This is a genomic window from Pigmentiphaga litoralis (assembly GCF_014651835.1).
GTDB lineage: Bacteria > Pseudomonadota > Gammaproteobacteria > Burkholderiales > Burkholderiaceae_B > Pigmentiphaga > Pigmentiphaga litoralis.
The window spans coordinates 3,370,952-3,393,076 of the sequence record NZ_BMXQ01000001.1; the positions used below are offsets into that span (position 1 = coordinate 3,370,952).

The window sequence follows — 22,125 nt, forward strand, 5'->3', positions numbered from 1 at the left end:
CTCACAACATCTGCTTGCCGCGCTCGTCCCATTCCTGGCACAAGGGCCCAGCCTTCCCACTGACCGGATCCTGATCCGGCACGGGCAGCGCCAGCATCTTGCGCAAGGCATCCGGCGTCAGCGCATGACGGCAGATATCCCACTTCTGCCCTGCGGGATACGCGCCGACGACTTCAAAATCGTCGTCCGCATGGTCCAGGCAATGGCCTGTTCCGGCAGGCAACACCACCACATCGCCTGCGGCAAGATCGACCTTGCGGCCGTCGGGCCCGCCCAGGATCACGGTGGCCCGGCCTTTTGATACGCCCAGCACTTCATGCGCGGTGGAATGGAAGTGGTGATAGTCGAAGATGCCATCGCGCCATTCGGGCGGCCAGCCGTTGGCCGCGAACGCCCGCTCGAACGCCGCGGCAGGATCGTCGTTGTCCGGTTCGATGGCGGCGCGATAAAGCAGCACGGGCAGTCGGGCGTTGTTAGGGACCCAGTCATTGGCGGCCAGCAGGAAGGCGTCGGGGGGAGTCATGGCAGATCCGGAAAAGGGGCACGCCGCAAGACTGCAAGCGGCATGCCCGCTGTGGCGGCGTGGCCCAATGCCAGTGCCGATTACACCGCCACCGAGTTCAAGGCGCCGCCGTCCCCCGCAGCCCTGCCCGCCGGATCACCGCTGCCAGCGTGCCATCCTTCTGCAACTGCTGCGCGAACGTATCGAGTTGCGGCAGGCTGCCTTCGCGGCCTTTGGGGATGGCGATCGCCATGTGTTCCAGCCCCCAGCGCCCCTCAAGAATCCGCGCGCCAGGCACGGTGTCGGCCAGCTCGTTCAGGATCGCCTTGTTGGTGGCAAACGCATCCAGCTGACCGGCCTGCAGCATGTCGGCCGCCACCTTCAGCGACGGCACCGGTACGACTTTGGCGGCCCTGAACTGCCGGCCCAGCACGCCTTGCGATGAACTGCCTTCGGTCACGCCCACGCGGACTCCCGATCGATCCACGTCGGCCACGGTTTGCACCGGGCTCAGTGCAGGGACCAGGTACCCGAGCTCCAGGCTGATCAAGGGTTTGCTGAAGTCCACGATCTGCGCGCGCGCGGCCGACGCATTCGTGACCGTAAAGTCGACCTGATTGGCCTTCAAGCCATCGATCACTTCCGCAACACGGCTGTACTCCACGACCTGCACCGGCACCTGCAGGCGCTGGCCAAGCAGCTGTCCCAGCTCATACGACACGCCGGTCCGCTGCCCTGCGCCGTCAACCAGCATGGACGTCGGGCTGCCCCGGTACACGCCCACCCGCAAGGCGCCGGTGGGCGCCAGCGAGGCGCGCTCGCCCGCCAATGACGAGGCAGCCGGTCCGGCCGCACTGACTGCACCAACCGGAACGCTGTTGGCGCCCGATCCCACCGGGGACTGACCGCAGCCCGCCAACACCGCCCCGACCAGCCCCGCAACGAACAGATGCCGCTTCATGCTTTTCTCCTGAACGCGTTGTGCAAGACGGGACTCAATCGGCCTGGATGCCGGCGTCCTTGATCACCTTGTGCCACTTGGTGATCTCCGCTGTGTTGAACGCGGCGAACTGCTCCGGCGTACCGGTCTCGACGATCGCGCCGCGCGCCGCCAGTTTTTCCTGCACGTCCTTGCGGGCCAGCGTCTTCTGCAGATCGCTGTTCAAGCGCTGCACGACGTCCTTGGGCATGCCCTTCGGACCCATCAGCCCCCACCACACCGTCGCATCCAGCTTGGGCCAACCCAGCGACGCGGTCGTCGGCAATTCAGGCAGTGCATCGGTCGGCTTGGTGCCATAGACCGCCAGCGCGCGCAGCTTGCCGGCCTGCACATGGGCCAGCACTTCCAGTGGGTTGATCGACATGAACGACAGACGGCCACCGATCAGATCGGTAATGGCCGGACTGCCGCCCTTGTACGGGACATGAATCGCCTTGGCGCCCGTTTCCTGGATCAGCAGCGCGCTGGCCAGGTGGCCCGAACTGCCGCTGCCGGCCGACCCGTAAGACAGCTCTTCCGGATGCGCCTTGCTGTACTCGATCAGTTCCTTGAGCGACTTGAAGCGCGAGTTGGCCGGCACCACGATCACGAGCGGCGAATAGCCGATCTTGCCAATGGGCGTGAAGTCGGATGCGGGATCGAAGCCCAGCTGCTTGAAGAGCGCGCCGTTGCTGGCCAGGGTGGGCGACGCGGTCAGCAGGGTATAGCCATCCGGCGCGGCCTTCGCCACCGCCGCCATGCCGATGTTGGTCGACGCGCCCGGTTTGTTGTCAACGACAACGGTTTGCCCGAGCGCCGTGCCAAGGTCTTGCGCGACCACGCGGGTCACGATATCCACGCCCCCACCGGCCGCATATGGCACGACTATCGAGATGGGCTTGGACGGATAGGCCTGGGCAAGGGCGGTCAGCGGCAGGCTCGCCACCAGCGCTGCCGACCATGCGGCGGCGGCAGTGACGGTGAAGGCACGACGGGAAAGGCGGATGGTCACAACGGTCTCCAGAGGGTTTTTTGTTGCACCCATTCTAGTCACGCCGACCGCTGCGAAGCCGGTGCCGCCGATATAGCAGTTATGTCCAAACTGACGGCCGGGGGGCAGACCTCATAAACTCAGCCGCCGGAAAGAAGCTCGATAGTCCATTGGCTCAAGATGCAGTTTGTCGGATAGATCGCCCTGAAGCATGTACAGCTTTGGCTGTTCGCGGAACTGGAAGACCCGATAGAGATAAAAGGCAGGTCCCACCTCTTTCGCAAAGTCGAGTTCATTGCGGCTCACGATAAAAGACGACGAATACGAGCCATTCGTCGTTTTGACCTCGATATAGCGTTTTTTCTCGGAGGAATCGAAAGACAATATGTCATAGCCGAGTCCATCGCCAATTGAATCCGCAACCCAATCAACACGGCCGTACAAGTCAGCCAACCCTTCGGCTTGCAGCCGATGTTGCTCATAGCCTAAGACCCACTCTTCGCCAGCGCGTCCCAGTCTGCGGTTGTTTTCATCACGTGCGGCGTAGTTCACCTTACGCGGCAGCCGGAGCCGACCGTCCATTGCTTCGACGTTCGCAACCTCTTCTAAGGCAGGCGCATCAACCAGAACGGCTGTGAACATACGCGCACTTGGTGCTTCAAAATCTTCCATTGAGTCGACAATGCGTTGAACGATGCCGGTATTTGCGCGAACGAATTCCTGAACTATCTTCCGTAGCAACAGTTGGGCATTGACCCGCGGCTTGTATCCCGAAATGAACGGCAGGCCCAGCGCACTCAACACAGCGCTGACGTTCTGGTGTTTCATCTCAACCGAGCCTTTACTCCGATTTGTTAGCGTTTGACGCAGTTGCGCGTTGCGGTCAGATTTGTTGAAAGGCTGTCGATTGGCTTCCAATAAAAGCATGTCAAAGTACGCGGCGACAGTCGCGCGAACTTCGTCAGCCGACCAGTCCTCTCCAATCTTTACCACGTCAAAGCCTAACGAGCGCAGTTTTGCTACAACGGTCGCTACACCGCCAGAGAAATCAGCGGCCCTCAACGGTTCGGCGTCGGGATATTCAAAGCTGAACGCAGCGCCGACGATTGCCTTTGAGTCGGCGAGCTCACCGTTACGCGGATTGCGAACAAGGAAGTCTCGCGACTTTCCAAAGCCATGCCGCTCAAGGAATGCAGTACGGCCAAGAAATTCGTACTGGTCCAAAGCGGCCTGCACAGCCGCAGGACTGCTCAGTCCCGCAAAGTTCGATGCCAATTGACTGTCTCACCGACTAGAAAGGGGAAACGGCAGTCTACGTTTAAATACCTACTACCGTCACGAGTCCGCGACCACTCAAGCTCATCGCTTTTACCCCCGCGGTATCACCGGCATCACCAGATGGCTGGCATGGTCGCCGCCGGTATGGATCGTCGTCACCCCCCAAAACTCCTCGGCCGGCCGATCCACCGGATGATCGTGCCGCATGCGGCCCGGCGCGGTCACGATGTAGTCGTGTCCCTGCACCGTCAGCGACAGCCGCCATCCCTTGGGGAACACCATCGACGTCGGCCAGATTTCCACATCCAGCGGATAGACCTGGCCCGGCTCCAGCTTCTGAACGTGGTCATGGGTGTGCCAGGGGCGCCATGCAGTGCTGCGTTCCGGGTCGGTCTTGCGGCGCGACGCGCGCAGCCATCCCTGCGCCATCGGTACGCGTTCATGCGCGCCAATGAAGGTGACCTCTTCGCCCGCCGGATCCAGCACCCGCAGCACCGCAAAGATGTCGGCATCGCGCGTGGTGGAACTGATCCAGAGCCGCAGCGTGACCGGCCCGGTAAATTCCGTGGCGGCATCGAACGGCGCGGTGGTAAAGCTGACGGCGCCCCTCATGGCTTCGAATGTGACGCTGCCTGATGCAGACGGCGTGGTCGCCAACAGACCGCCTTCGCGCGCATCCAGATACAGCGGCATGCGCTGCGTGCGGGCCAGCGGCCATTCCTGTTCCTTGCGGATCTCGGCCGTGCCATCGGTGTTTCGGATCGCCAGTTGAACGGGCGGTTCGCGGTCCCAGCCGTTGTCGTCCCCCCGCAAGAAGTGATTAAAGAACCGCTTCTGGATCGCCACGTAGTGCGGCAAGTAAAAGCTTTCGTAATGCGTACCGATGTGGGCAAACAGCCATTTCTGCGTGGAGCCGGTTCGCAGAAAGCCTTCGACATTGCCGCGCAGATGCATGCCCGCACCGCCCCAGTTGGCGGCCGACAGCAGGGGCACGGTAATGGCAGGCAGGTTGGCGGCGCGCGCGCGGTTCCACGCATCGTCGAGCGAATGCGTCAGCCGGTCATTCGGGTGATCGGCCCGGCTGCCTTCCAGAATGGCGGTCGGCAGCGCAGGCCCGGTCGTGCGCTCGCCGGTGATTCGATCTCTATGTTTGCTGTCGCCGCTGCCGTACTGGTTGGACAGCACCTGCCGCGGCCACCACTCGAAGGTAAAGCTGTTGCTCAGGATGCCGCCATGGTGGCCGCCATCACGGAAGAACTCGCTGGACCCTTCCCACGGCACGATGGCCGCCAGATGCGGCGGGTTCAATGCCGCTACCTGCCACTGCTTGATCGCCAGGTAGGACACGCCGATCAGGCCCACCTTGCCGTTGCTCCATGGCTGGACGCCGGCCCACTCGATCCACTCGTAATAATCGCGCGTTTCGACCGGACCGAAGGGATCCAGGTAGCCCTCCGACCGGCCCGTGCCGCGCGAGTCGATCTGGATCACGACGAAACCGTCAGGTACCCAGCGTTCCGGGTCAACGACTTCCCACCGAAGGAACCGGCCGGTGGATCCGTTGCTGTCCAGTTCGGGATAGATGCGCTTCAATACCTGCCACTGCGGATTGAAGGCATCTTCGAAATGCACGTCCTTGCCGTAGGCGCCCATGGCCATGACGACCGGGTACTGCCCGGGCGCCTCGGGCCGGAACACATTGGCGCGCAACACAGCCCCATCCGACATGGTCAGCGCCACGTCGCGCTCGAACACCATGCCGTCTTCCACGGTGGTAGTTGTCGAAATCATCTTGTTGTCCTGTGACGTGTTGCTGCTCATCTGCATGCCCGCCATCATGTCGCCTGCACGTTCGCCAGCTTGGTAATGCGCGCAAACTTCTCCATCTCCTGGCGGAAGAAGCGGCCAAATTCATCAGGCGTCACGTTCATGGGCGGACTGTCCCAGGCCACCATCTTGTCCTTCACTTCCGTGGTCTGCATCGCCCTGTTGATCTCGCCAGACAGCTTGTTGACGATGGCCGGGGGTGTCTTGCCGGGCGCGAACACGCCTACCCACCCGCCGTTGTAGTCCATGTCGGGCACCCCGCTTTCGGCCATGGTCGGCACGTCCGGAAAGGCGGCAATCCGCTTGGCGCTCGTCACCGCGATCGGGCGCACCTGCCCTGCCTTGACAGCCATGACTGCCGCCGTGGTGCTCAGGAAGCAAGCGGTGACTTCCTTGCCCATTACTGCGACCAGGGCGGGCGCGGCGCCTTTGTACGGCACATGCAGCATGCGGGTACCCGCCGTAGCATTGAGCAGCTCGCCTGCAAGGTGCAGCGTGTTGCCGGTGCCCGGCGACCCGAAGCTGACGTTGCCGTCGGGCTTGCGGGCCTGGTCCAGGAACTGCTGGAAAGTGGTCAGCGGCGAGTCCGGATGTACGACCAGCGTCAGCGCCGGCGCCACGGTGAACAGCGCCACTGGCGCGAAGTCGGCCAGCGTGTCGTAGGGCAGCGTTTTGTAGATGCCCGGGTTGATGGCTTGCGATCCGGTGGTCACCAGCAAGGTGTAGCCATCGGGCGTCGCGCGGGCCACCGCTTCAGCAGCCACGATGCCGTTGGCGCCAAGGCGGTTCTCGATCACCATGCTCTGGCCCATCTGCTTGCCGGCCTGCGCGCCGATCACACGGGCCAATACATCAGGCGATCCCCCGGCCGAAAACGGCACGAGCAACTTGATGGGGCGCGTGGGAAAGTCGGATTGCGCGATAGCGGGCAGTCCATAGCTGCCGGCCAAGGCGCCGGTGGCTGCCAGAAAAAGTCTGCGAGAGATCATGGATAGGACTCCATCGTAGAAGAGCGGTTATCAACGGGGCGAAGCAGCGTGCGTTCGGCTCAACAATGAGCACGCTCAGTTCTGCTGCGCCCCGGTTTCCTTCACGACGCGTTCCCACTTCACGAGCTCTTTGCCCAGATAGTCCTTCGCCTGCGCGACGCTTCCCCCCAATGGCTCGAAGCCGGCGGCCGACAACTTGGCCAGGAAATCCTGGTCCTTCTGCAGGCGCGTGATCTCGGCATTGATGCGTTCAAGGATCGCGTCGGGCGTGCGGGCCGGCGCGAAGATGCCGACCCAGGTCACGTCTTCAAATCCCGGAAAGCCGGACTCGGCCACCGTGGGCACATCAGGCAGCGCGGACGAACGTGCACTGGCCGTCACAGCGAGGCCACGCACACGGCCCGCCTTGACCAGTTCGACTGCCGCGGGCAACGCGACGCTGGCCAGCTGGGTCTGCCCGGCCATGACGGCGTTCAATGCCGGCCCGGCCCCCTGGAACGGAATGTGGGTGACCGGCACCTTGCCGAGCACTTTGAACAGATATTCCGCGGTCAGATGTGGCGTGGTGCCAGCCCCTGCCGTGCCGTAGTTGTAGGCGCCGTTCTTCGCATCGGCCATGACTTCCTTGACCGTATGCGCCTTCAGGTTCGGCGCGGTCACGATCAGGTTGGGGCTCGATGCCACCAGCGCCGCCAGCGTCAGGTCCTTGGCCGAATCGAAGCCCAGGTTGCGCTGCATGTACGGGTTCACGGCGTACGAACTGGTATTGACCATGAGCGTGTAGCCATCGGGATCGGCGCGCGCGACATAGGCAGACGCGATGCTGCCGCCCGCGCCGGGCTTGTTCTCGACCACCACGCTCTGGCCCAGGCTGGTCGTCAGGCGCTGCGCCACCAGGCGCGCGATGATGTCGGCCGGTCCCGCCGGCGCAAACGCCACAACAAAACGGACGGGTTGTTTTGGCCAACCATCCTGGGCAGAGCCGGTCAGCGGAACGGCTGCCAGGGCGGCAGCCATCGTCACGCACGGCAATAAACGGCGAGGCATACTTGTCTCCATTTTTATAGGAATGGGCGGGCCGCTCTGGTGGCGGCCCTGCCTGGAACAGCAACATCAACGGGTCGACGTCGTCACAACGTCACCACCGTTCAACGCGATAAACGATCCATCGCCATCAGATCGAATCCAGCACGTACCGCGCCATCTCTTCGCGCGTGCAGATCCATACGTCGTCGGTTTCTTTGACGCGAGCCATGATGGCCTCATACACCCATGCACCCGACGGTCGACCCATCACATGGGTATGCGCGGTCACGTCCAGCATCAAGGGCGCGTCTTCCGCGCGCATCGCGGCAAAGGTGTCTTCGAAGGTGTCCAGCATATGGCGTGGTCCCTGTCCGTAACGGATGCAGGTAGGCAGGTCGTTGACGTCCATGGTCAGCGGAATGCCCACGATGCGCTGGCCGCCAAAGTCCATCACGTAGGGCCGGTCGTCGTCGTTGACGTCGCCATGGTGCAGATAGCCTGCTTCGGCCAGCAAGCGTGAACTGATCGGACTGCCCGTGCCGCGGGGGCTGATCCAGCCGATCGGCGCCACGCCCGCCGTCTCGCTCAGCAGGTCGTGATTGCGCTTCAGATTGGCCAGTTCGCCGGCTTCGTCGAAGTACACGGGAATGACGTCCATGCCCCACGAGTGATTGATGATCTCGTGACCGGCGTCGGCCAGCCGCCGCACGGTGGCGGGGTCGCGTTCGCAGATGACGCCGTTGACCATGACGCTGGTGCGCACGCCATGCTTGTCGGCGATCGCCTGCAGGCGATGGATGCCGCGCACCAGGCCAAACGACGCCCACGAATGCGCATTGGTGTCGAAGAAGCCGGGCTTGAGCACGTTGCCCATCGGCCCGATGCCGGGCGCCTGGCCATCCGACCAGGCTTCATACGCGATGTTGAAGATGACAGCCAGGCGCTTGCCACCGGGCCAGCGAAAATCGTCGGGCAAGCGGGTGATGACGGGTTCCATGTCAGGCCTCCTCGTCCTGGATCGGATTGGACAGCACGCCGACGCCTTCGATATCGATCTCGATACGGTCGCCGGGCTTCATCCACACCGGTGGCTTGCGTGCATAGCCGACTCCCGACGGCGTGCCCATCGCGATCACGTCGCCGGGTTCCAGCGTCAGCACCTCCGACAGCAGCACCAGGGCCTGCGCCACCGTCACGATCATGTGCGCAGTGTTGTCGCTCTGCATGACCTCGCCATTCAGGCGCGACTCGATCTTCAGGCCGTGCGCTCCCGGCGGCAGGGCCGCTGCAGGCACCAGCCACGGACCGAATGCGCCCGTGCCATCAAAGTTCTTGCCGATGGTCCACTGGCTTGTCTTGCGCTGATAGTCGCGCAAGGTGCCGTCGTTGAAGCAGGCGTAGCCCGCCACCGCATCCAGCGCATTCGACTCGGTCAGCCGATGCGCGTTGCGGCCAATGACCACGGCCAGTTCAGCCTCGAAATCCAGCTTGTCGGACACGGGCGGCCGAATCAGCGGCGCGTCATGCGCGATCAACGACGTTGCGCCGCGAAAGAAGAAACTCGGATATTCAGGCGCGGCATTGCCGCCTTCTGCCGCGTGCGCCGCGTAGTTCAGGCCCAGGCAGATGATCTTGCCGGGACGCGCGACGGGCATTTCCCAGCGCACGGCGCTGCGGTCCAGCGGCGTGGCCTTGGCCAGCATGGCGTCACTGGGCGCCTGCGTCATCAGGTCCACCCAGGCAGTGTCATGCGTGCCTGCCGGGACCTGATCGCCCAGACCCAGCAATTCGCCTTTGTGTTCCATGGCCCACTGGGGATTACCTCCTGCTGGCGTAACCCGTGCAAACTTGGTCATAATTTCGACGTCTCCTGTCGCTGATTGTGTTTTGGCGATATTACGTACGTGAGCTAGAAAATGTCGACAAAACTCGAGCTAGGAATTACCCGACCGTTGCCTGTCGACGCGGCGGCCGCGCCCACCCTGGCGCGGCTGACCTATGAACGTCTGCGGTCCGACGTGCTGGCGGGTCACTGGAAGCCCGGTCGCAAGCTGTTAATGCACGAATTGCGGGACCGGTATCAGGTCGGCGCCAGCCCGCTGCGCGAAGCGTTGAACCGACTGGCAAGCGAGGAATGGGTCGTGCACAACGACCAGCGCGGCTTCATGGTGGCGCAGGCCACGCAGGCCGAACTGGATGACCTGGTCAACACGCGGGTGGAACTGGAGTCGCTGGCGATCACGCAGGCGTTCGCGCGGCGCACCCCGCAGTGGGAAGAGCAGCTGGTGCTGGCCTTCCACCGCCTGTCACGCACGCCGCGGTCGGTGGCGCCGGATTCGTACGAAGAGAATCCCGAGTGGGAAAGGCAGCATCGCGAATTCCACCGCGCCATGCTCAGTGGCTGCCAGTCGGAACTGCTGATGAATTTTTGCGATCAGCTGTACGACCGCGCCTATCGCTTCCGGCAATTGGCGGCAAAGAAGGCGTACAAGCAACGCAATGAGCTCGATGAACATCGAGCGATCTACGAGGCGATTCTGGAAGGGCGTCTGGAGGACGCAAAGGAGATGCTGGCCGGGCACTACCGCAAGACGGCCAGCATTTTTGAGCAGGCGGTGTCGTAAGACAACGCCGTCGGGCATTGAACCGGACAAGCGTCGGCCGGTTCAGCCGGCAACGTTTACCTGACCGCGAATCGCCCGATCACGACGCTGCCATCGGCCTGCTGCACGCGGGTCATGGCCGTGTCGCCCGCGCGCAGCTTGACCACCGCGCCGCTGGCCGCCAGACAGTTGCCATCCGCAACGGCTTTGAGGTCATGACGCGTTTCCTTGCCGGACCGCGACACCTGCAAGGTGCCGTTCGCGCCCCGCGTGGCAACGGGCTTGCCGTGATCCGACAGGCAGACCGTGGTGGCCTGGCCTTTCTGGATCAGTTCGAACGAGGTCTCACCGCCCTCGTTCATGACGCCGGCGTGCTGTGCGGGCCAGTCGCCATGGGCAAGCGCCAGCGAGCACAGCAGGGACGATGACAAGGCCACGGCCCGCGCCAGGCGAGCGCGCCGTGCGGGTCGGAACGCACACCTTGCAACTTGCGCAATCGTCAGCATACCGACGATCAATCGGGTTTGATGCCTGCCCGCGCGATCACCGTCTGCCACCTTTTCTGTTCCACGGCAATGAAGGCCGCGAATTCAGCCGGCGTGCTGCCCACGGCGATGGCGGCGTCACCACTCAGGCGCTCGAGCGCTTCCGGTGACTTGATCGCTTTGGCCGCCGCGGCGGCCAATTTGTCGGTCGCGGCAGGGGCCAGATTGGCGGGCGCCATCAGGCCGTACCACTGCGTCATTTCAAAGCCCGGGAAGCCCTGCTCGGCCACGGTGGGCACGTCCGGCAATTGCGGAATGCGGGTCGATGTGCCGGTAGCGATGCAGCGCAGCTTGCCGGACTTGATGTACTGCATGACAGCCGGTGCGCCCACCGCAGCAGCGTCCAGACGTCCGGCCATCAGGTCGGTCAACTGCGGGCCCGTACCGCGATACGGCACATGCACGATGAACGTCTCGGACGCCATCTTCAGGTATTCCATGGCCAGGTGGCCCGCGCTGCCGTTGCCGGCCGAACCGTAGTTCAGCTTGCCCGGCTTGGACTTCATCAGCGCAACGAAATCCTTCAGGTTCTTGACGGGCAGATCGGCGTTCACCACGTACAGGCTGGGCACCTTGGCCAGCAGCGAGATGGGCTTGAAATCCTTGATCGGGTCGTAAGGAAGCTTGGCATAGATGTACGGGTTCACGGCCAGGGTGCCGATGTGCCCCAGCACCAGCGTGTGCTGGTCTTCGGCACGGGCCACGTCGGCCATCGCCAGGTTGCCACCGGCGCCCGGTTTGTTGTCGACGTAAACGTTCTGGCCAACGAACTTCGTCAGCTCGATCGACGTGGCGCGCGCCACAATTTCCGAACTGCCGCCCGGTGCAAAGGGCACGACGAAACGGATGGCCCGGGTAGGCCAGGCGGCATCGGCGGCAAAGGCGCGGGTCGAGAGCAGGCTGCCAAGGCCCATGCCGGCTGCGGGCATGGCGAGCCCGGCTTTCAGCAGCGCACGGCGGGTGGTCAGGGAAGAAGTCATGGCGTCTCCGGTCGGACTTATCGTTATGGATACGCCATGCTGGCAGCCCCAGGCTTTCAAATGCCTTTCATTTTCGCGGCGCCGTACCTGTGGAAAACGCCTAGTCGTCAGGGTATGGGCGCCGCGCGCGGCACGCGCAAGGCATATTCGCCGGCCAGTTGCCGGTAGTCCGCCATGGTGCTGCGCACGTAGTCGGTCAATGCATCGCCCACCAGGGTCTGCGGAAACAGGCCGGCCGCCGCGCGTTGTTTGGGGTAGGTCGGACGCGCCATCAACTGCCGAAAGGATTCGACCCAGGCGCGGTAGTCGGCGTCGCTGACCTTGCCGCCCACATACACCCCGCGCACGATGGGCCAGCGAATGTCATAGCCCTGCTCCATGGCGGTGGGCACGGTGGCCAGCGCACCGGGCAGCCGTTCCGATGCCAGCACCGCCAGCACGCGGATAGGCGCCCCGGCCGCCAGCAATTGCGCGGCCTCGGATGCATCGCCCGCAACCACTTGGACGTGTCCGCCCGTCAGCGCGGTCAAGGCCTCGCCGCCCCCTTCGAACGCGACGAAACGCATCAGCTTGAAATCGACGCCGGCCGCGCGCGACACCTTGGCGGATTTGAGCCAGTCCTGGCTGCCCAGGGTGCCGCCCGCACCGAACACGACGCCGTTGGGATTGGCCTTCAGTGCACTGACGAGATCCTTGAGGGTCTGGTAGCGCGCGTCCTTGCGCACCACGACCACGCCATAGTCCATGCCCAGCGAGGCGACCCAGCGCACATCCTTCTCGGTGTAAGGCCCGAACTTGCCCTGCGCCAGATTGAGCAGGGACCCTGCCGAAAAGGCCACCAATGCGCTGGGGTCGGCGGGTCTTGTTGCAACGATGCTGTGGAAGGCGACCGCGCCGATGCCACCCAGCAAATGCGTGATGCGGACAGGCGATGCCACCAGCCGCGCGTCGTCGAACATCGTGCGGACCAGGCGGCAGGTCACGTCGAAGCCGCCGCCGGATTTCGCCGGGGCAATGCATTCGGGCTGCGCGACCGGGGGTGCGGCGGGCGAGGCCTGGGCCCAGGCGGTCGTGGCCCCCGCGAAGGTCAGGGCAAGTGCAAGTACCAGGACAAAGGCCGCGGCTGGGGCCGGGGCCGATGCCAGTGCGGGTGCGGCCGCAACCTGCCTTGCCACCGTGGACTCCTCGGCCGACTTGGCCTCCTTCGCCGGCAGGCCCACCGTGGCAGCCTTTGGCGCTCCGGCCAGCCTGTGGGCCAAACTCAACGTGCTCATTCTTGTTGTCATGTCTCTTCCTTTGCCAGCGGCGCGGGCCAGCGGATGCTGACCACGAGCCCCGGCCCTGGCGCGGGGGCGTCGCCCGCCTCGGCCAGCGTCAGGCCGCCATGATGCCGCTCGGCAATCGATCGCGCGATCGCCAGGCCCAATCCTGCGCCACTATGCGCGTTGGCGGTGGATACTGACCCCGACCCCGACCCGGAACTCGAGCCTGCGCCAGATCCCACCGACGGCGCCGCGCGAAGAAACCGTTCCCCTACCCGCGCCATCAATTCCGGATCCATGCCCGGTCCATTATCAAGCACGCTCAATCGTTGCTCGCCATCGACCACTTCGCCGTGCAGCGTGACCACACCTTCTTCAGGCGCATGCCGGATCGCGTTGTCGGCCAGGTTGGCCAATGCCTCGCGCAGCATGCCGCGATCGCCAAACAAGTTGAGATTGTCCACGACGTCGACACCCAGGTCGATGCGCCGTTCCCGTGCGCGCGGCAGCAGGGCCAGCGCCACCTCGCGCAGCAGTTCGCCCGCATCGAAATCGCCCAACCGCAGCGTCGCGGTGTCGCTGCGCGCCAGCGCCAGCAACTGGTTGGTGCTGCGCGTGGCATGGCTGACCTGACGCGCCAGTGCGTGCAGCGTCGCGTCTGTATCCAGCTTGTCCTTGGTCAGCAGGGCGTAGTCGATCTGCGTGCGCAGCGTTGCCAGCGACGTGCGAAGCTGGTGCGACGCGTCATCCAGAAAGATGCGTTGCTGGGCCATCACGCTTTGCGTGCGCTGCAGCTGATGGTTGATGGCGCCAACCAATGGCACCACGTCGGCGGGCAGCCCCTCGCTATCGAGCGGCGCCATGTCGGCCGGTGAACGCGTGCGCACCTGCTGCGCCAGGCGGGCCAGCGGCCGCAGCGCCACGGCTACGATCAGCGCCAGCGCCACCATGACCGCCAGCAATACCAGGCCATCGCGCGTGGCCGCGCGCACCACGAAGTTGCGCGAGAACTGCTGGCGCGACACGGTGTTTTCGGCCACCTGGATGATCAGCCGCTGTGCCGGGCTGCCGCTCAGCGGCTGTGCCAATGGCCGGGTATAGGCGCCCAGCCGCAAGGACTCGCCAAAGTATTCGGCGTCGTAGAACACCGGCACGTTGTCGCGCAGCGGCTCGGGCGGCAACGGCAGGTCGGGGCTGCCGATCTCAATCACACCGTCGGCCGTGGCGACACGAAAGTAGACCGCACCGTTGGCCGTCAGCTGGAAGAACTCGAACAGCCGGTACGGCAATTCAATGGACAGCCCGCCCGATGCGGTCGAGACATTGGCATCGAGCGACCGCAGCGCCCCCGACAACGACCGGTCATACGCCGCATCGGCCGATGCCAGGGCGTCCACCCGCGTTGCCACCAGTTCCGCGCCCACCACCAGCAACATGGCCGGCAGCAGCAAGGACAGCAACTGCGCCGTCAGGCTCAGCCGCCTAAACCGGCTCCAGGACATAGCCCAGTCCTCGCAGGGTAACGATACGCACGCCGCTGTTCTCCAGCCGCTTGCGCAGCCGGTGCACCACGACCTCGACCAGTTCGGGGGCAACGTGCTCGTCGTCGCCAAACACCCGGTCCACCAGGTCCTGCTTGGACACCGGTTCGCCACTACGCAGGATCAACGCGCGCAGCACGCCGTACTCGCGCGGGGGCAAGGCCAGCTGTTGCTGCTGCAGGGTGAATTGTCGGGTGACCGTATCGAAGGCCAACGGGCCGCACGCAAAGCGCGGGTGGCTGATACCGCGCGCGCGGCGCACCAGGGCCGTCAGGCGCGCCTCGAGTTCAGCCAGCGCAAAGGGCTTGGCCAGGAAATCATCGGCGCCTTCGTTGAGCGTGCTCACTCTTTCGGCAAGGGAGTCGCGGGCGGTCAGGATCAGCACCGGCATCCGCAGATCGCGAGCACGCAGGCGTTGCAGAACGGTATGGCCTGCCATGCCGGGCAGGCCCAGATCGAGAACCAGTACGTCGTAGGTCTGGGTGTCGAGCGAGGTCTCCACGAGCCGCCCATCGTCGACCCAGTCGACGCGCCAGCTCAGTTCCTCCAGCGCCTTGCATAGCCACTGGCCCAGTTCTCGTTCGTCTTCGGCTAGAAGGATGCGCATGGCGGGCGCGGCAAACGCGCTAGAGCTGTCGGAGCCGCGATTCTAGTCCCGAATATCCCGGACTCCGAATTGCGGCACAGCAGTTGCCTGACCGATACCTAGCGCATCGTCGGAACGTTGCGGGTATTCATGAAGTCCTCGAAGCTTTCCCCGCGCATGGCTGCATAGACCTTAAGGTTGGGCATGCTGACAACCCGGGCGAACTTTTCGAGCACAAAGAAGTTGGCGCCATGACGCACCAGGCCGATCCAGTCCTGCGCGCGGATCATCGCCTTTTCTTCGTCGGTCAGTCCGGCCGCTGTCATGCTCGCTTCCGGATCGTCCACGAACGCCTTGCGTACCTCGGCGCCGATCATGTTCCAGAAAAAGCGGTTCAGCTTGAGCACGCGGTGGCTGGTCCGGATGTCGAACACATAGGTGCCCGCCAGGTCTTCCAGCCCCGCCAGTTGCGGATTGGTGAAGACGGGTTGGGTGAACGCGGGTGAGCTCATGACGCCACCTCCGAGGCTGCGCGGGTTTCGGCAATGTCGGCGCTGCCGGCCGACTCGTACAGCACGACCGTCATGGCGGTCGTGGTGGCCAGATAGTAGTTCTGGTGCAGCTTGCGGATCGGGCCTTCGATGGCGCCGCGCATGGCCAGCCACATGATCTGCTCGACGCTCTCGGCGCCGCCGAGCCGCACGTAATCGGCGTGCGTCATCTTCGTCAGCTGTTCAGGATCTTCTTCCAGCAGGCGAAGGAATTCCATATCCCATTCGGTATTGTTGAAGCCGGTGCGCTCGCCATGGATCTGGTGCGACAAGCCGCCCGTGCCCACCACCACGACCTTCAGGTCTTCGGGATAGGACTCGATGGCGCGGCGCACGGCCTGGCCCAGCCGATAACAGCGGCGCGCGGTCGGCAACGGGTACTGCAGCACGTTGATCGCAATCGGCACCACCGCACCGGGCCAGTCCGGATCATGCGGCCACAGCAGCGGCAGCGGCGACGCGCAGCCGTGATCGAGCGGTTTGTCCTGGAAGACAGTCAGGTCGAACTCATCGTTCACCAGCGACTCGGCAATGTGCGCCTGGAAGTCGACGTTGCCCTTGATCGCGGGCAGGTTGCGCAAGCCCGCGCCTTCATCGGCCACCGGAAAGCGATCGGCCACGCCCAGCGCAAAGGTCGGGTACACGTCGAAAAAGAAGGTGGTGCAGTGGTCGTTGTAGAAGAAGACCAGCACGTCGGCCTGCTTTTCGGCCAGCCAGGCCGCGACCGGTTTGTAGCCCTCGAACAGGGGGGCCCAATCGGGATCCGCCTGCTTGCCCTTGTCGTAGGCGACGCCGATGGTGGGCACGTGCGAGGTGCCGATTGCGCCGATGATTCTTGCCATTTCAGGTCTCCTCGTGCCGCCGTGCGGACGATCAGTGGCCCGATGCCGCGCGTGCGGCTTCGGGAAATTCTTCTATGCGAACCGCAACCTGGCCGGTCCGCTCCATGTGCATGCTGTTTTCTTGGGTGACGGCATGATCGCGGAACAGGAATTCCGCCCGATCGCCCTTGCCCGCCGCGATCGCCTCGACGATCGAATGATGCTGGCGGTGCGCATAGAACAGCAGGTCGAACACCGTTCGCTTGTCCAGATGCGCGAAGGCAATCGCGCGCGGCGCCGCGAACGGCACCAGGTTGCAGCGCGCTGCCAGTTCTTCCAGCAACGGGATCCGTGCGCCGGCCAGCACCAGCGCATGAAAGCGCGCGTTCATTTCGCCGTAGCGCAGTTCTTCATCGACGGTGATTTCCCGTTGGGTAAACAAGGCATCGCCTTCGGCCAGGCAGGCGCGCAGGCCATCCAGGATCTCGGGCGACGCGCCCCGTTCGGCCAGGGTCCGAGCCGCCATGCCTTCCAGCGACGCGCGAAGACGCAGCGCGTCCAGGGATTCGTCGGGCGTAAAGGCGCGGACCGCGTAGCCGCGCTGGCCGGAACGAACCAGCAGGCCTTCCTGGGCGAGCACCGGCAAGGCCTGCCGGATCGGCATGCGCGAGGTGCCCAGGCGCAGCGCAAGTTCGGCCTCGCGCAGGCGTTCGTCGGGCGCGAGTTCGCCGTTCAGGATCATCTCCCGCAACTGCAGGGTGGTGGACGTCGGTCGAAGCATGATTTGGCCATTTGGGATCCCGAATCGATTGTACCCGTAAGCTGAAGCACGTAATACCGGCATCCATTCGGGTAAACACTCCCCGTTGACGAAGCTCGGGATCCCGAATAGGCTGTCACCAGCGTGATCCATCCGGCATGTTCAGGCAGAAGACCAGGCAGAATCCCGCCAGGGGATCCGCTGAAGGATCCCGCTCATGGATCCCACGTAACGACTCATCATGACCCGGCGCCATGCAGCGACCGGGCATCCCGCCCTCAGGAGACACCCGGTGCGGCCACGTTTATTTGACGTTCACGTTGCCGCGTTGCGGCCCCTGACGCCCCAGGTCAACGAATACCTGCTGCGCGCTGCCGATGGTGGCCCCCTGCCCGCGTACGAGGCCGGCGCCCACATCGAATTGCATTGGACGATGCCCGACGGCGAGCCCATGCTGCGCCACTATTCCCTGATCGGCGGCGACGCCACCCGTGACGATCCGCCAGGCGTCTGGCGCATTGCCGTGCAGCGCGAAGACCGTGCGCGCGGGTCGGCCGACCTGCACCGCCGCTATATCGCGGGCATGGCGCTGACGTGCTCCCACCCCATTCATCACTTCCGCATGGACCGCCGCGATACCCACAGCGTGCTGATCGCCGGCGGCATCGGCATCACGCCCATTCTGTCCATGCTGCGCAGTGTCGTGCGGCGCGGATGCAGCTTCGACATGATCTACACCGCGCGGACGGCGGAACGCATGGCCTATCGGCATGAGGTCGCAACCCTGGCCGGCGCGCGCGGACGCCTGCATGAAACCAGCACCCATGGCAGGCTCGATGTGGCGGGGTACCTGTCTACCCAGCCCGCCGGCGCAACCGCCTACGTATGCGGCCCGGCAACGCTGACGCAGGCCGTGAAAGACGCCGCCGCCGCGCTGGGCTGGGATCCCGCCCGCGTCCGCAGCGAAGTGTTTGCCGCCGCGCCGTCCGTGGACGACGTGGCCTTCGCCGTGGAATTGCGCGCATCCGGACGCACGCTGCGCGTGCCCGCGGGCGCGACCATTCTCGACACGCTGACTGCTGCGGGCCTGCACCCGCTGTACGACTGCCGCCGCGGCGAATGCGGGCTCTGCCCGATGCCGGTGGTGGCGGCCGACGGTCCGCTGCGCCACCGCGACAGCTACTTGTCGGCCGACGAACGCGCGGCTGGCAAGAGCCTTTGTATCTGCGTATCGCGCATGCAGGGCGAACTGCTGGTGCTCGACGCGTAAGGCGTCGTGTCGCGACCGCCCGTCCGCCCGAATCCCCTGTCTGAAGGAGTTGCCATGCCTGCCGTCATTCCCCTGCGCCGAGCCGAACCCGCCTTCGATGCGGGCGGCTTTGCCAACCATGCGACGCCTGCCGTGCGCAACTGCTGGTACGTGGCCGGCCGCAGCACCGAGATCAGCCGCGAGCTGATGCGCCGCAAGCTGCTCGGCGTGGACGTTGCCCTGTATCGCACCCTGGCCGGCGACCCGGTTGCGGTTCGCAACCGTTGCCCGCACCGTTCGTTTCCGCTAGCCAAGGGCAAGCTCGACGGCGACATCCTGGTGTGCGGCTATCACGGCATGCAATTCGATCCGTCGGGGCAGTGCGTGAACATGCCATCGATGCCCACCACGCCCACGCATGCCAGCGTACGCACCTATCCCTGTGTGGAGCGCGGCCCGCTGGTGTGGATATGGATGGGCAATCCCGACTTGGCCGACCCCGCGTTGATCCCCGATACGCATTGGCTCAGCGATCCGGGCTGGGCCAGCGTGACCGGCGACTTCCACATGAAGTCCGACTACGTGTCCATGCACGAAAACCTGCTGGACCAGACGCACTTCCCTTTTTTGCATCCGGGCACGGTCGGCACGCCGGAATACGCGCGGTCCAAGCTGGACGTACGCGAAGAAGACGACCGCGTCATCATCCATCGTGCGCTGCGCAACTCGCCGCCGCCAGGCATCTACGGCGTGCCGGCCGGGATCATGCACAAACAGGTCGACCGCTATTCGGACTCGCAATTCGCGTCGCCCGCCATGCACGTGGCCTTTGCCCGCATCGTGGATCCGGAGCCCGATGAAGGGCGCCCATCGCAATACCGCTTCACCATCACCCATCTGATCACCCCCGAAAGCGAAGGCGCGATCCATTACTGGTGGTTCAACTCGCGCGACTTCAAGCTTGGTGACGCCGAGGCCGACACCTTCCTCAAGGCCGCATCCGAGCAGGCCTATCTGGAAGACGTCGATGCACTCGAAGCCATCCTGGACGTGGTCACGTCGGAAGACGAACCGCAATTCGACCTGAACTTTGCCCCCGACAAGCCGGGCCTGCTCATGCGCAGGATCCTGCACCGACGCGCGGCCGGGGAAGCAGGCTACCCGGCCTGACCCCGACCGCCCATCCGGCCACGTGCCTGAGCCCGGCGTGACACGCCTGGCCAGGCACCGACACCGGGCCACCACCGAGGAGACAGATCCATGACATCCAATCGAGGCGTTGCCTATATCGGGCAAGGCAAGGTCGAAGTCCAGCACATCCCCTATCCCAAACTCGAGGACCCACGCGGCCGGCGCATCGACCACGGCGTGATCCTGAAAGTCGTGTCGACCAACATTTGCGGGTCTGACCAGCACATGGTGCGCGGCCGCACCACCGCCGAAGAAGGACTGATCCTCGGGCACGAGATCACCGGCGAAGTCATCGAAGCCGGCAAGGATGTCGAAATGCTCAAGATCGGCGACCTGGTCTCGGTCCCGTTCAACGTGGCATGCGGCCGCTGCCGCACGTGCAAGGAACAGCACACCGGCGTCTGCCTGACGGTCAATCCGTCACGCGCCGGCGGGGCTTATGGGTATGTGGACATGGGCGGCTGGGTCGGCGGCCAGGCCGAGTTCGTCATGGTGCCGTATGCCGACTTCAACCTGCTGCGCTTTCCCGACAAGGACCAGGCCATGTCGAAGATCCGCGACCTGACATGCCTGTCCGACATCCTGCCGACCGGCTACCACGGCGCGGTCACTGCAGGCGTCGGGCCGGGCAGCACGGTGTATGTGGCCGGCGCCGGGCCCGTCGGGCTGGCCGCCGCGGCCTCCGCACGCCTGCTGGGTGCGGCCGTTGTCATCATAGGCGACGTCAACCCCGTGCGGCTGGAACACCCCAAGCGCCTGGGCTACGAAACGGTCGACCTGTCGCTGGACGTGTCTTTGGCCGACCAGATCGCGCAGATCCTGGGCGAGCCCGAAGTCGACAGCGCCGTCGATGCCGTCGGCTTCGAAGCGCGCGGCCACGGCCACAGCGGCGCGCAGCACGAAGCCCCCGCGACCGTGCTCAATTCCCTGATGGAAGTCACGCGCGCCGCCGGCCGCATCGGGATTCCGGGCCTGTACGTGACCGACGACCCTGGCGCCACCGACAGCGCCGCGCGCAAGGGCGCGCTCAGCGTGCGTTTCGGGCTGGGCTGGGCCAAGTCCCATTCGTTTTTCACGGGGCAGACCCCGGTCATGAAATACAACCGTGCGCTGATGCAGGCCATTCTGTGGGATCGCATCAAGATCGCCGACACCGTCGGCGTCGAAGTCATCTCGCTCGATGAAGCGCCCAAGGGGTACGCCGAATTCGATTCCGGCGCGCCCAAGAAGTTTGTGATCGACCCGCACGGCATGCTGGCTTAGATCGTGGTGGCTTAAGGGAAGGACGCGGCCGCCGCGACTCATTCCAATCGGGTATCACCGACCGACGAAATGCGTATTGGACGTAGGCGGCCAACGTTCTCACACTCCGGGGAAACCAACAATTCCCCGGAGACATCATGTCGTTGACTTCTTCCTTTCGCCCTGTCTTGCAAGGCGCCGCCATCGTGCTCTCGCTTGGGGCCGCGACGGCACTCCATGCCGCTTACCCCGACAAGCCAGTCAAGCTGATCGTGACCTTCGTGCCCGGCGGCGGCGCGGACCTGCTGGCGCGCTACCTGGCCAAGGAGTTGTCTGCCTCGCTCAAGCAACCCGTGGTCGTGGAAAACAAGCCCGGCGCAGGGGGCCTGATCGGCATTGACGCAGGGCTTGCCGCTGCGCCCGATGGCTATACGCTCACGCTGATCTCGTCGAGCTATACGGTCAACCCCAGCTTGTACAAGCTCAAGTTCGATCCCGTGACTGGCATCACGCCGATCGTGCAGGCATCGTCCGGTCCGCTGCTGATCGTGACACCCCCGAACTTCCCGGCACGGACCGTGCCGGAACTGATCGCGCTCGCCAAGTCCAAGCCGGGCGACATCAACTATGCATCGTCCGGTCTCGGCAGCATCATCCACCTTGCCACGGAACGCTTCGACAGCATGGCGGGCATCCGCATGACGCACATCCCGTACAAGGGTGGCGGCAACGCCCAGACCGACCTGATGGCCGGACAGGTCGACGTCTATTTCGCCGCGACGGCGAGCGCCCTGCCCCACGTCGCGTCCGGCAAGATGCGCGCCGTTGCCGTTACCACGCCCAAACGTATCGCTGCCTTGCCACAGGTGCCCACCGTGGCGGAAAGCGGCCTGCCGGGCTATGACGCCACGCTGTGGTACGGCCTGATCGGCCCAAAGGGCATGCCCCAAGACATCGTTGATCGTCTCAACAAAGAGGTCAACGTGATCCTGAAGACCGACGGGGCGAAAGAAAAGCTGCTGGCTGATGGCGCCGAGCCGGCAGGCGGCACGCCAGCCCAGTTTCGCGACACGATCCAGAAAGAAATCGGCGTATGGGGCGCGATCGTGAAGAAGCTGGATATCAAGCCGGAGTAAGGCAAGCCGACCGGCGCCCGACTTGCGCGCAATGCGTTGCGCAAGAAGGCGCCACGCTATTGCTTG

At 64.5% G+C, this 22,125-nt stretch carries 22 protein-coding genes; 5 read left to right on the forward strand and 17 right to left on the reverse strand.

The features are described 5' to 3' along the window. Position 1: 1 nt before the first annotated feature. The 9 genes from IE116_RS15325 to IE116_RS15365 form a co-directional block, all read right to left on the reverse strand. On the reverse strand, positions 2 to 523 hold the full coding sequence (locus tag IE116_RS15325) for a cupin domain-containing protein (RefSeq protein ID WP_189613780.1): 522 nt from the start codon (positions 521 to 523) through the stop codon (positions 2 to 4). A 97-nt stretch (positions 524 to 620) separates the two neighbouring features. Then, positions 621 to 1,463: a transporter substrate-binding domain-containing protein gene (locus IE116_RS15330; RefSeq protein WP_189613782.1), complete on the reverse strand. Its 843-nt coding sequence runs from the start codon at positions 1,461 to 1,463 to the stop codon at positions 621 to 623. Positions 1,464 to 1,497: 34 nt separating this feature from the next. Further along, complete coding sequence (locus tag IE116_RS15335) at positions 1,498 to 2,493, reverse strand: Bug family tripartite tricarboxylate transporter substrate binding protein (protein ID WP_229828199.1); 996 nt, start codon at positions 2,491 to 2,493, stop codon at positions 1,498 to 1,500. Between the two features lie 111 nt (positions 2,494 to 2,604). Further along, entirely contained in the window at positions 2,605 to 3,747 is a 1,143-nt protein-coding gene (locus tag IE116_RS15340; protein ID WP_189613785.1) for a protein NO VEIN domain-containing protein, read from the reverse strand. 93 nt (positions 3,748 to 3,840) lie between these two features. Further along, complete coding sequence (locus IE116_RS15345; RefSeq protein ID WP_229828200.1) at positions 3,841 to 5,541, reverse strand: CocE/NonD family hydrolase; 1,701 nt, start codon at positions 5,539 to 5,541, stop codon at positions 3,841 to 3,843. A gap of 44 nt (positions 5,542 to 5,585) precedes the next feature. Next, positions 5,586 to 6,566: a Bug family tripartite tricarboxylate transporter substrate binding protein gene (locus IE116_RS15350; protein ID WP_189613787.1), complete on the reverse strand. Its 981-nt coding sequence runs from the start codon at positions 6,564 to 6,566 to the stop codon at positions 5,586 to 5,588. A 75-nt stretch (positions 6,567 to 6,641) separates the two neighbouring features. Beyond that, on the reverse strand, positions 6,642 to 7,613 hold the full coding sequence (locus tag IE116_RS15355; protein WP_189613788.1) for a tripartite tricarboxylate transporter substrate binding protein: 972 nt from the start codon (positions 7,611 to 7,613) through the stop codon (positions 6,642 to 6,644). 127 nt (positions 7,614 to 7,740) lie between these two features. Then, entirely contained in the window at positions 7,741 to 8,589 is an 849-nt protein-coding gene (locus tag IE116_RS15360; protein ID WP_189613790.1) for a polysaccharide deacetylase family protein, read from the reverse strand. Between the two features lies 1 nt (position 8,590). Beyond that, a complete protein-coding gene (locus IE116_RS15365; RefSeq protein WP_189613792.1) occupies positions 8,591 to 9,448 on the reverse strand; it encodes a fumarylacetoacetate hydrolase family protein in 858 nt (285 codons plus the stop codon). A gap of 60 nt (positions 9,449 to 9,508) precedes the next feature. On the opposite strand from IE116_RS15365, the gene IE116_RS15370 reads away from it, so the two are divergent. Further along, on the forward strand, positions 9,509 to 10,216 hold the full coding sequence (locus tag IE116_RS15370) for a GntR family transcriptional regulator (RefSeq protein WP_229828201.1): 708 nt from the start codon (positions 9,509 to 9,511) through the stop codon (positions 10,214 to 10,216). 56 nt (positions 10,217 to 10,272) lie between these two features. On the opposite strand, the gene IE116_RS15375 is transcribed toward IE116_RS15370, so the two are convergent. From IE116_RS15375 to IE116_RS15410, 8 genes are all read right to left on the reverse strand, one after another. Then, positions 10,273 to 10,632 carry a hypothetical protein gene (locus tag IE116_RS15375; RefSeq protein WP_189613794.1) on the reverse strand — a complete coding sequence of 120 codons (360 nt, stop codon included), beginning with the start codon at positions 10,630 to 10,632 and terminating at the stop codon, positions 10,273 to 10,275. 77 nt (positions 10,633 to 10,709) lie between these two features. After that, positions 10,710 to 11,720: a Bug family tripartite tricarboxylate transporter substrate binding protein gene (locus tag IE116_RS15380; protein WP_189613796.1), complete on the reverse strand. Its 1,011-nt coding sequence runs from the start codon at positions 11,718 to 11,720 to the stop codon at positions 10,710 to 10,712. Between the two features lie 107 nt (positions 11,721 to 11,827). Further along, a complete protein-coding gene (locus IE116_RS15385) occupies positions 11,828 to 12,994 on the reverse strand; it encodes a Bug family tripartite tricarboxylate transporter substrate binding protein (RefSeq protein WP_189613797.1) in 1,167 nt (388 codons plus the stop codon). Between the two features lie 8 nt (positions 12,995 to 13,002). Next, positions 13,003 to 14,484 (reverse strand): sensor histidine kinase, encoded by a 1,482-nt coding sequence (locus IE116_RS15390; RefSeq protein ID WP_189613799.1) that lies wholly within the window; start codon positions 14,482 to 14,484, stop codon positions 13,003 to 13,005. Further along, on the reverse strand, positions 14,465 to 15,130 hold the full coding sequence (locus tag IE116_RS15395; protein WP_189613801.1) for a response regulator: 666 nt from the start codon (positions 15,128 to 15,130) through the stop codon (positions 14,465 to 14,467). Before IE116_RS15395 ends, IE116_RS15390 begins: the two co-directional genes overlap by 20 nt. A gap of 98 nt (positions 15,131 to 15,228) precedes the next feature. After that, positions 15,229 to 15,621, reverse strand: coding sequence for a protocatechuate 3,4-dioxygenase (locus IE116_RS15400; RefSeq protein ID WP_189613803.1), 393 nt, complete (start codon positions 15,619 to 15,621; stop codon positions 15,229 to 15,231). Further along, complete coding sequence (locus IE116_RS15405; RefSeq protein WP_189613806.1) at positions 15,618 to 16,502, reverse strand: gallate dioxygenase; 885 nt, start codon at positions 16,500 to 16,502, stop codon at positions 15,618 to 15,620. Before IE116_RS15405 ends, IE116_RS15400 begins: the two co-directional genes overlap by 4 nt. Before the next feature lie 31 nt (positions 16,503 to 16,533). Then, positions 16,534 to 17,262, reverse strand: coding sequence for a GntR family transcriptional regulator (locus IE116_RS15410; protein WP_189613808.1), 729 nt, complete (start codon positions 17,260 to 17,262; stop codon positions 16,534 to 16,536). Between the two features lie 271 nt (positions 17,263 to 17,533). On the opposite strand from IE116_RS15410, the gene IE116_RS15415 reads away from it, so the two are divergent. From IE116_RS15415 to IE116_RS15430, 4 genes are all read left to right on the forward strand, one after another. Next, positions 17,534 to 18,511 (forward strand): PDR/VanB family oxidoreductase, encoded by a 978-nt coding sequence (locus IE116_RS15415; RefSeq protein ID WP_189613810.1) that lies wholly within the window; start codon positions 17,534 to 17,536, stop codon positions 18,509 to 18,511. 54 nt (positions 18,512 to 18,565) lie between these two features. Next, positions 18,566 to 19,660, forward strand: a complete 1,095-nt coding sequence (locus IE116_RS15420) for a Rieske 2Fe-2S domain-containing protein (RefSeq protein WP_189613811.1) — start codon at positions 18,566 to 18,568, stop codon at positions 19,658 to 19,660. Between the two features lie 90 nt (positions 19,661 to 19,750). Beyond that, positions 19,751 to 20,944, forward strand: coding sequence for a formaldehyde dehydrogenase, glutathione-independent (fdhA, locus tag IE116_RS15425; RefSeq protein WP_189613814.1), 1,194 nt, complete (start codon positions 19,751 to 19,753; stop codon positions 20,942 to 20,944). A 137-nt stretch (positions 20,945 to 21,081) separates the two neighbouring features. Beyond that, the gene (locus IE116_RS15430; protein ID WP_189613816.1) at positions 21,082 to 22,059 is read left to right on the forward strand and encodes a Bug family tripartite tricarboxylate transporter substrate binding protein; all 978 of its coding nucleotides are present in this window, start codon (positions 21,082 to 21,084) and stop codon (positions 22,057 to 22,059) included. Positions 22,060 to 22,125: the final 66 nt, after the last annotated feature.

Coding starts and splice junctions, on each gene's coding strand:
- IE116_RS15325 (WP_189613780.1), bottom strand. CDS start 523: ATGACTCCCCCCGACGCCTTCCTGCTGGCCGCCAATGACTGGGTCCCT.
- IE116_RS15330 (WP_189613782.1), bottom strand. CDS start 1,463: ATGAAGCGGCATCTGTTCGTTGCGGGGCTGGTCGGGGCGGTGTTGGCG.
- IE116_RS15345 (WP_229828200.1), bottom strand. CDS start 5,541: ATGATTTCGACAACTACCACCGTGGAAGACGGCATGGTGTTCGAGCGC.
- IE116_RS15350 (WP_189613787.1), bottom strand. CDS start 6,566: ATGATCTCTCGCAGACTTTTTCTGGCAGCCACCGGCGCCTTGGCCGGC.
- IE116_RS15355 (WP_189613788.1), bottom strand. CDS start 7,613: ATGCCTCGCCGTTTATTGCCGTGCGTGACGATGGCTGCCGCCCTGGCA.
- IE116_RS15360 (WP_189613790.1), bottom strand. CDS start 8,589: ATGGAACCCGTCATCACCCGCTTGCCCGACGATTTTCGCTGGCCCGGT.
- IE116_RS15365 (WP_189613792.1), bottom strand. CDS start 9,448: ATGACCAAGTTTGCACGGGTTACGCCAGCAGGAGGTAATCCCCAGTGG.
- IE116_RS15370 (WP_229828201.1), top strand. CDS start 9,509: ATGTCGACAAAACTCGAGCTAGGAATTACCCGACCGTTGCCTGTCGAC.
- IE116_RS15380 (WP_189613796.1), bottom strand. CDS start 11,720: ATGACTTCTTCCCTGACCACCCGCCGTGCGCTGCTGAAAGCCGGGCTC.
- IE116_RS15385 (WP_189613797.1), bottom strand. CDS start 12,994: ATGAGCACGTTGAGTTTGGCCCACAGGCTGGCCGGAGCGCCAAAGGCT.
- IE116_RS15390 (WP_189613799.1), bottom strand. CDS start 14,484: ATGTCCTGGAGCCGGTTTAGGCGGCTGAGCCTGACGGCGCAGTTGCTG.
- IE116_RS15395 (WP_189613801.1), bottom strand. CDS start 15,130: ATGCGCATCCTTCTAGCCGAAGACGAACGAGAACTGGGCCAGTGGCTA.
- IE116_RS15400 (WP_189613803.1), bottom strand. CDS start 15,621: ATGAGCTCACCCGCGTTCACCCAACCCGTCTTCACCAATCCGCAACTG.
- IE116_RS15405 (WP_189613806.1), bottom strand. CDS start 16,502: ATGGCAAGAATCATCGGCGCAATCGGCACCTCGCACGTGCCCACCATC.
- IE116_RS15410 (WP_189613808.1), bottom strand. CDS start 17,262: ATGCTTCGACCGACGTCCACCACCCTGCAGTTGCGGGAGATGATCCTG.
- IE116_RS15420 (WP_189613811.1), top strand. CDS start 18,566: ATGCCTGCCGTCATTCCCCTGCGCCGAGCCGAACCCGCCTTCGATGCG.
- fdhA (WP_189613814.1), top strand. CDS start 19,751: ATGACATCCAATCGAGGCGTTGCCTATATCGGGCAAGGCAAGGTCGAA.
- IE116_RS15430 (WP_189613816.1), top strand. CDS start 21,082: ATGTCGTTGACTTCTTCCTTTCGCCCTGTCTTGCAAGGCGCCGCCATC.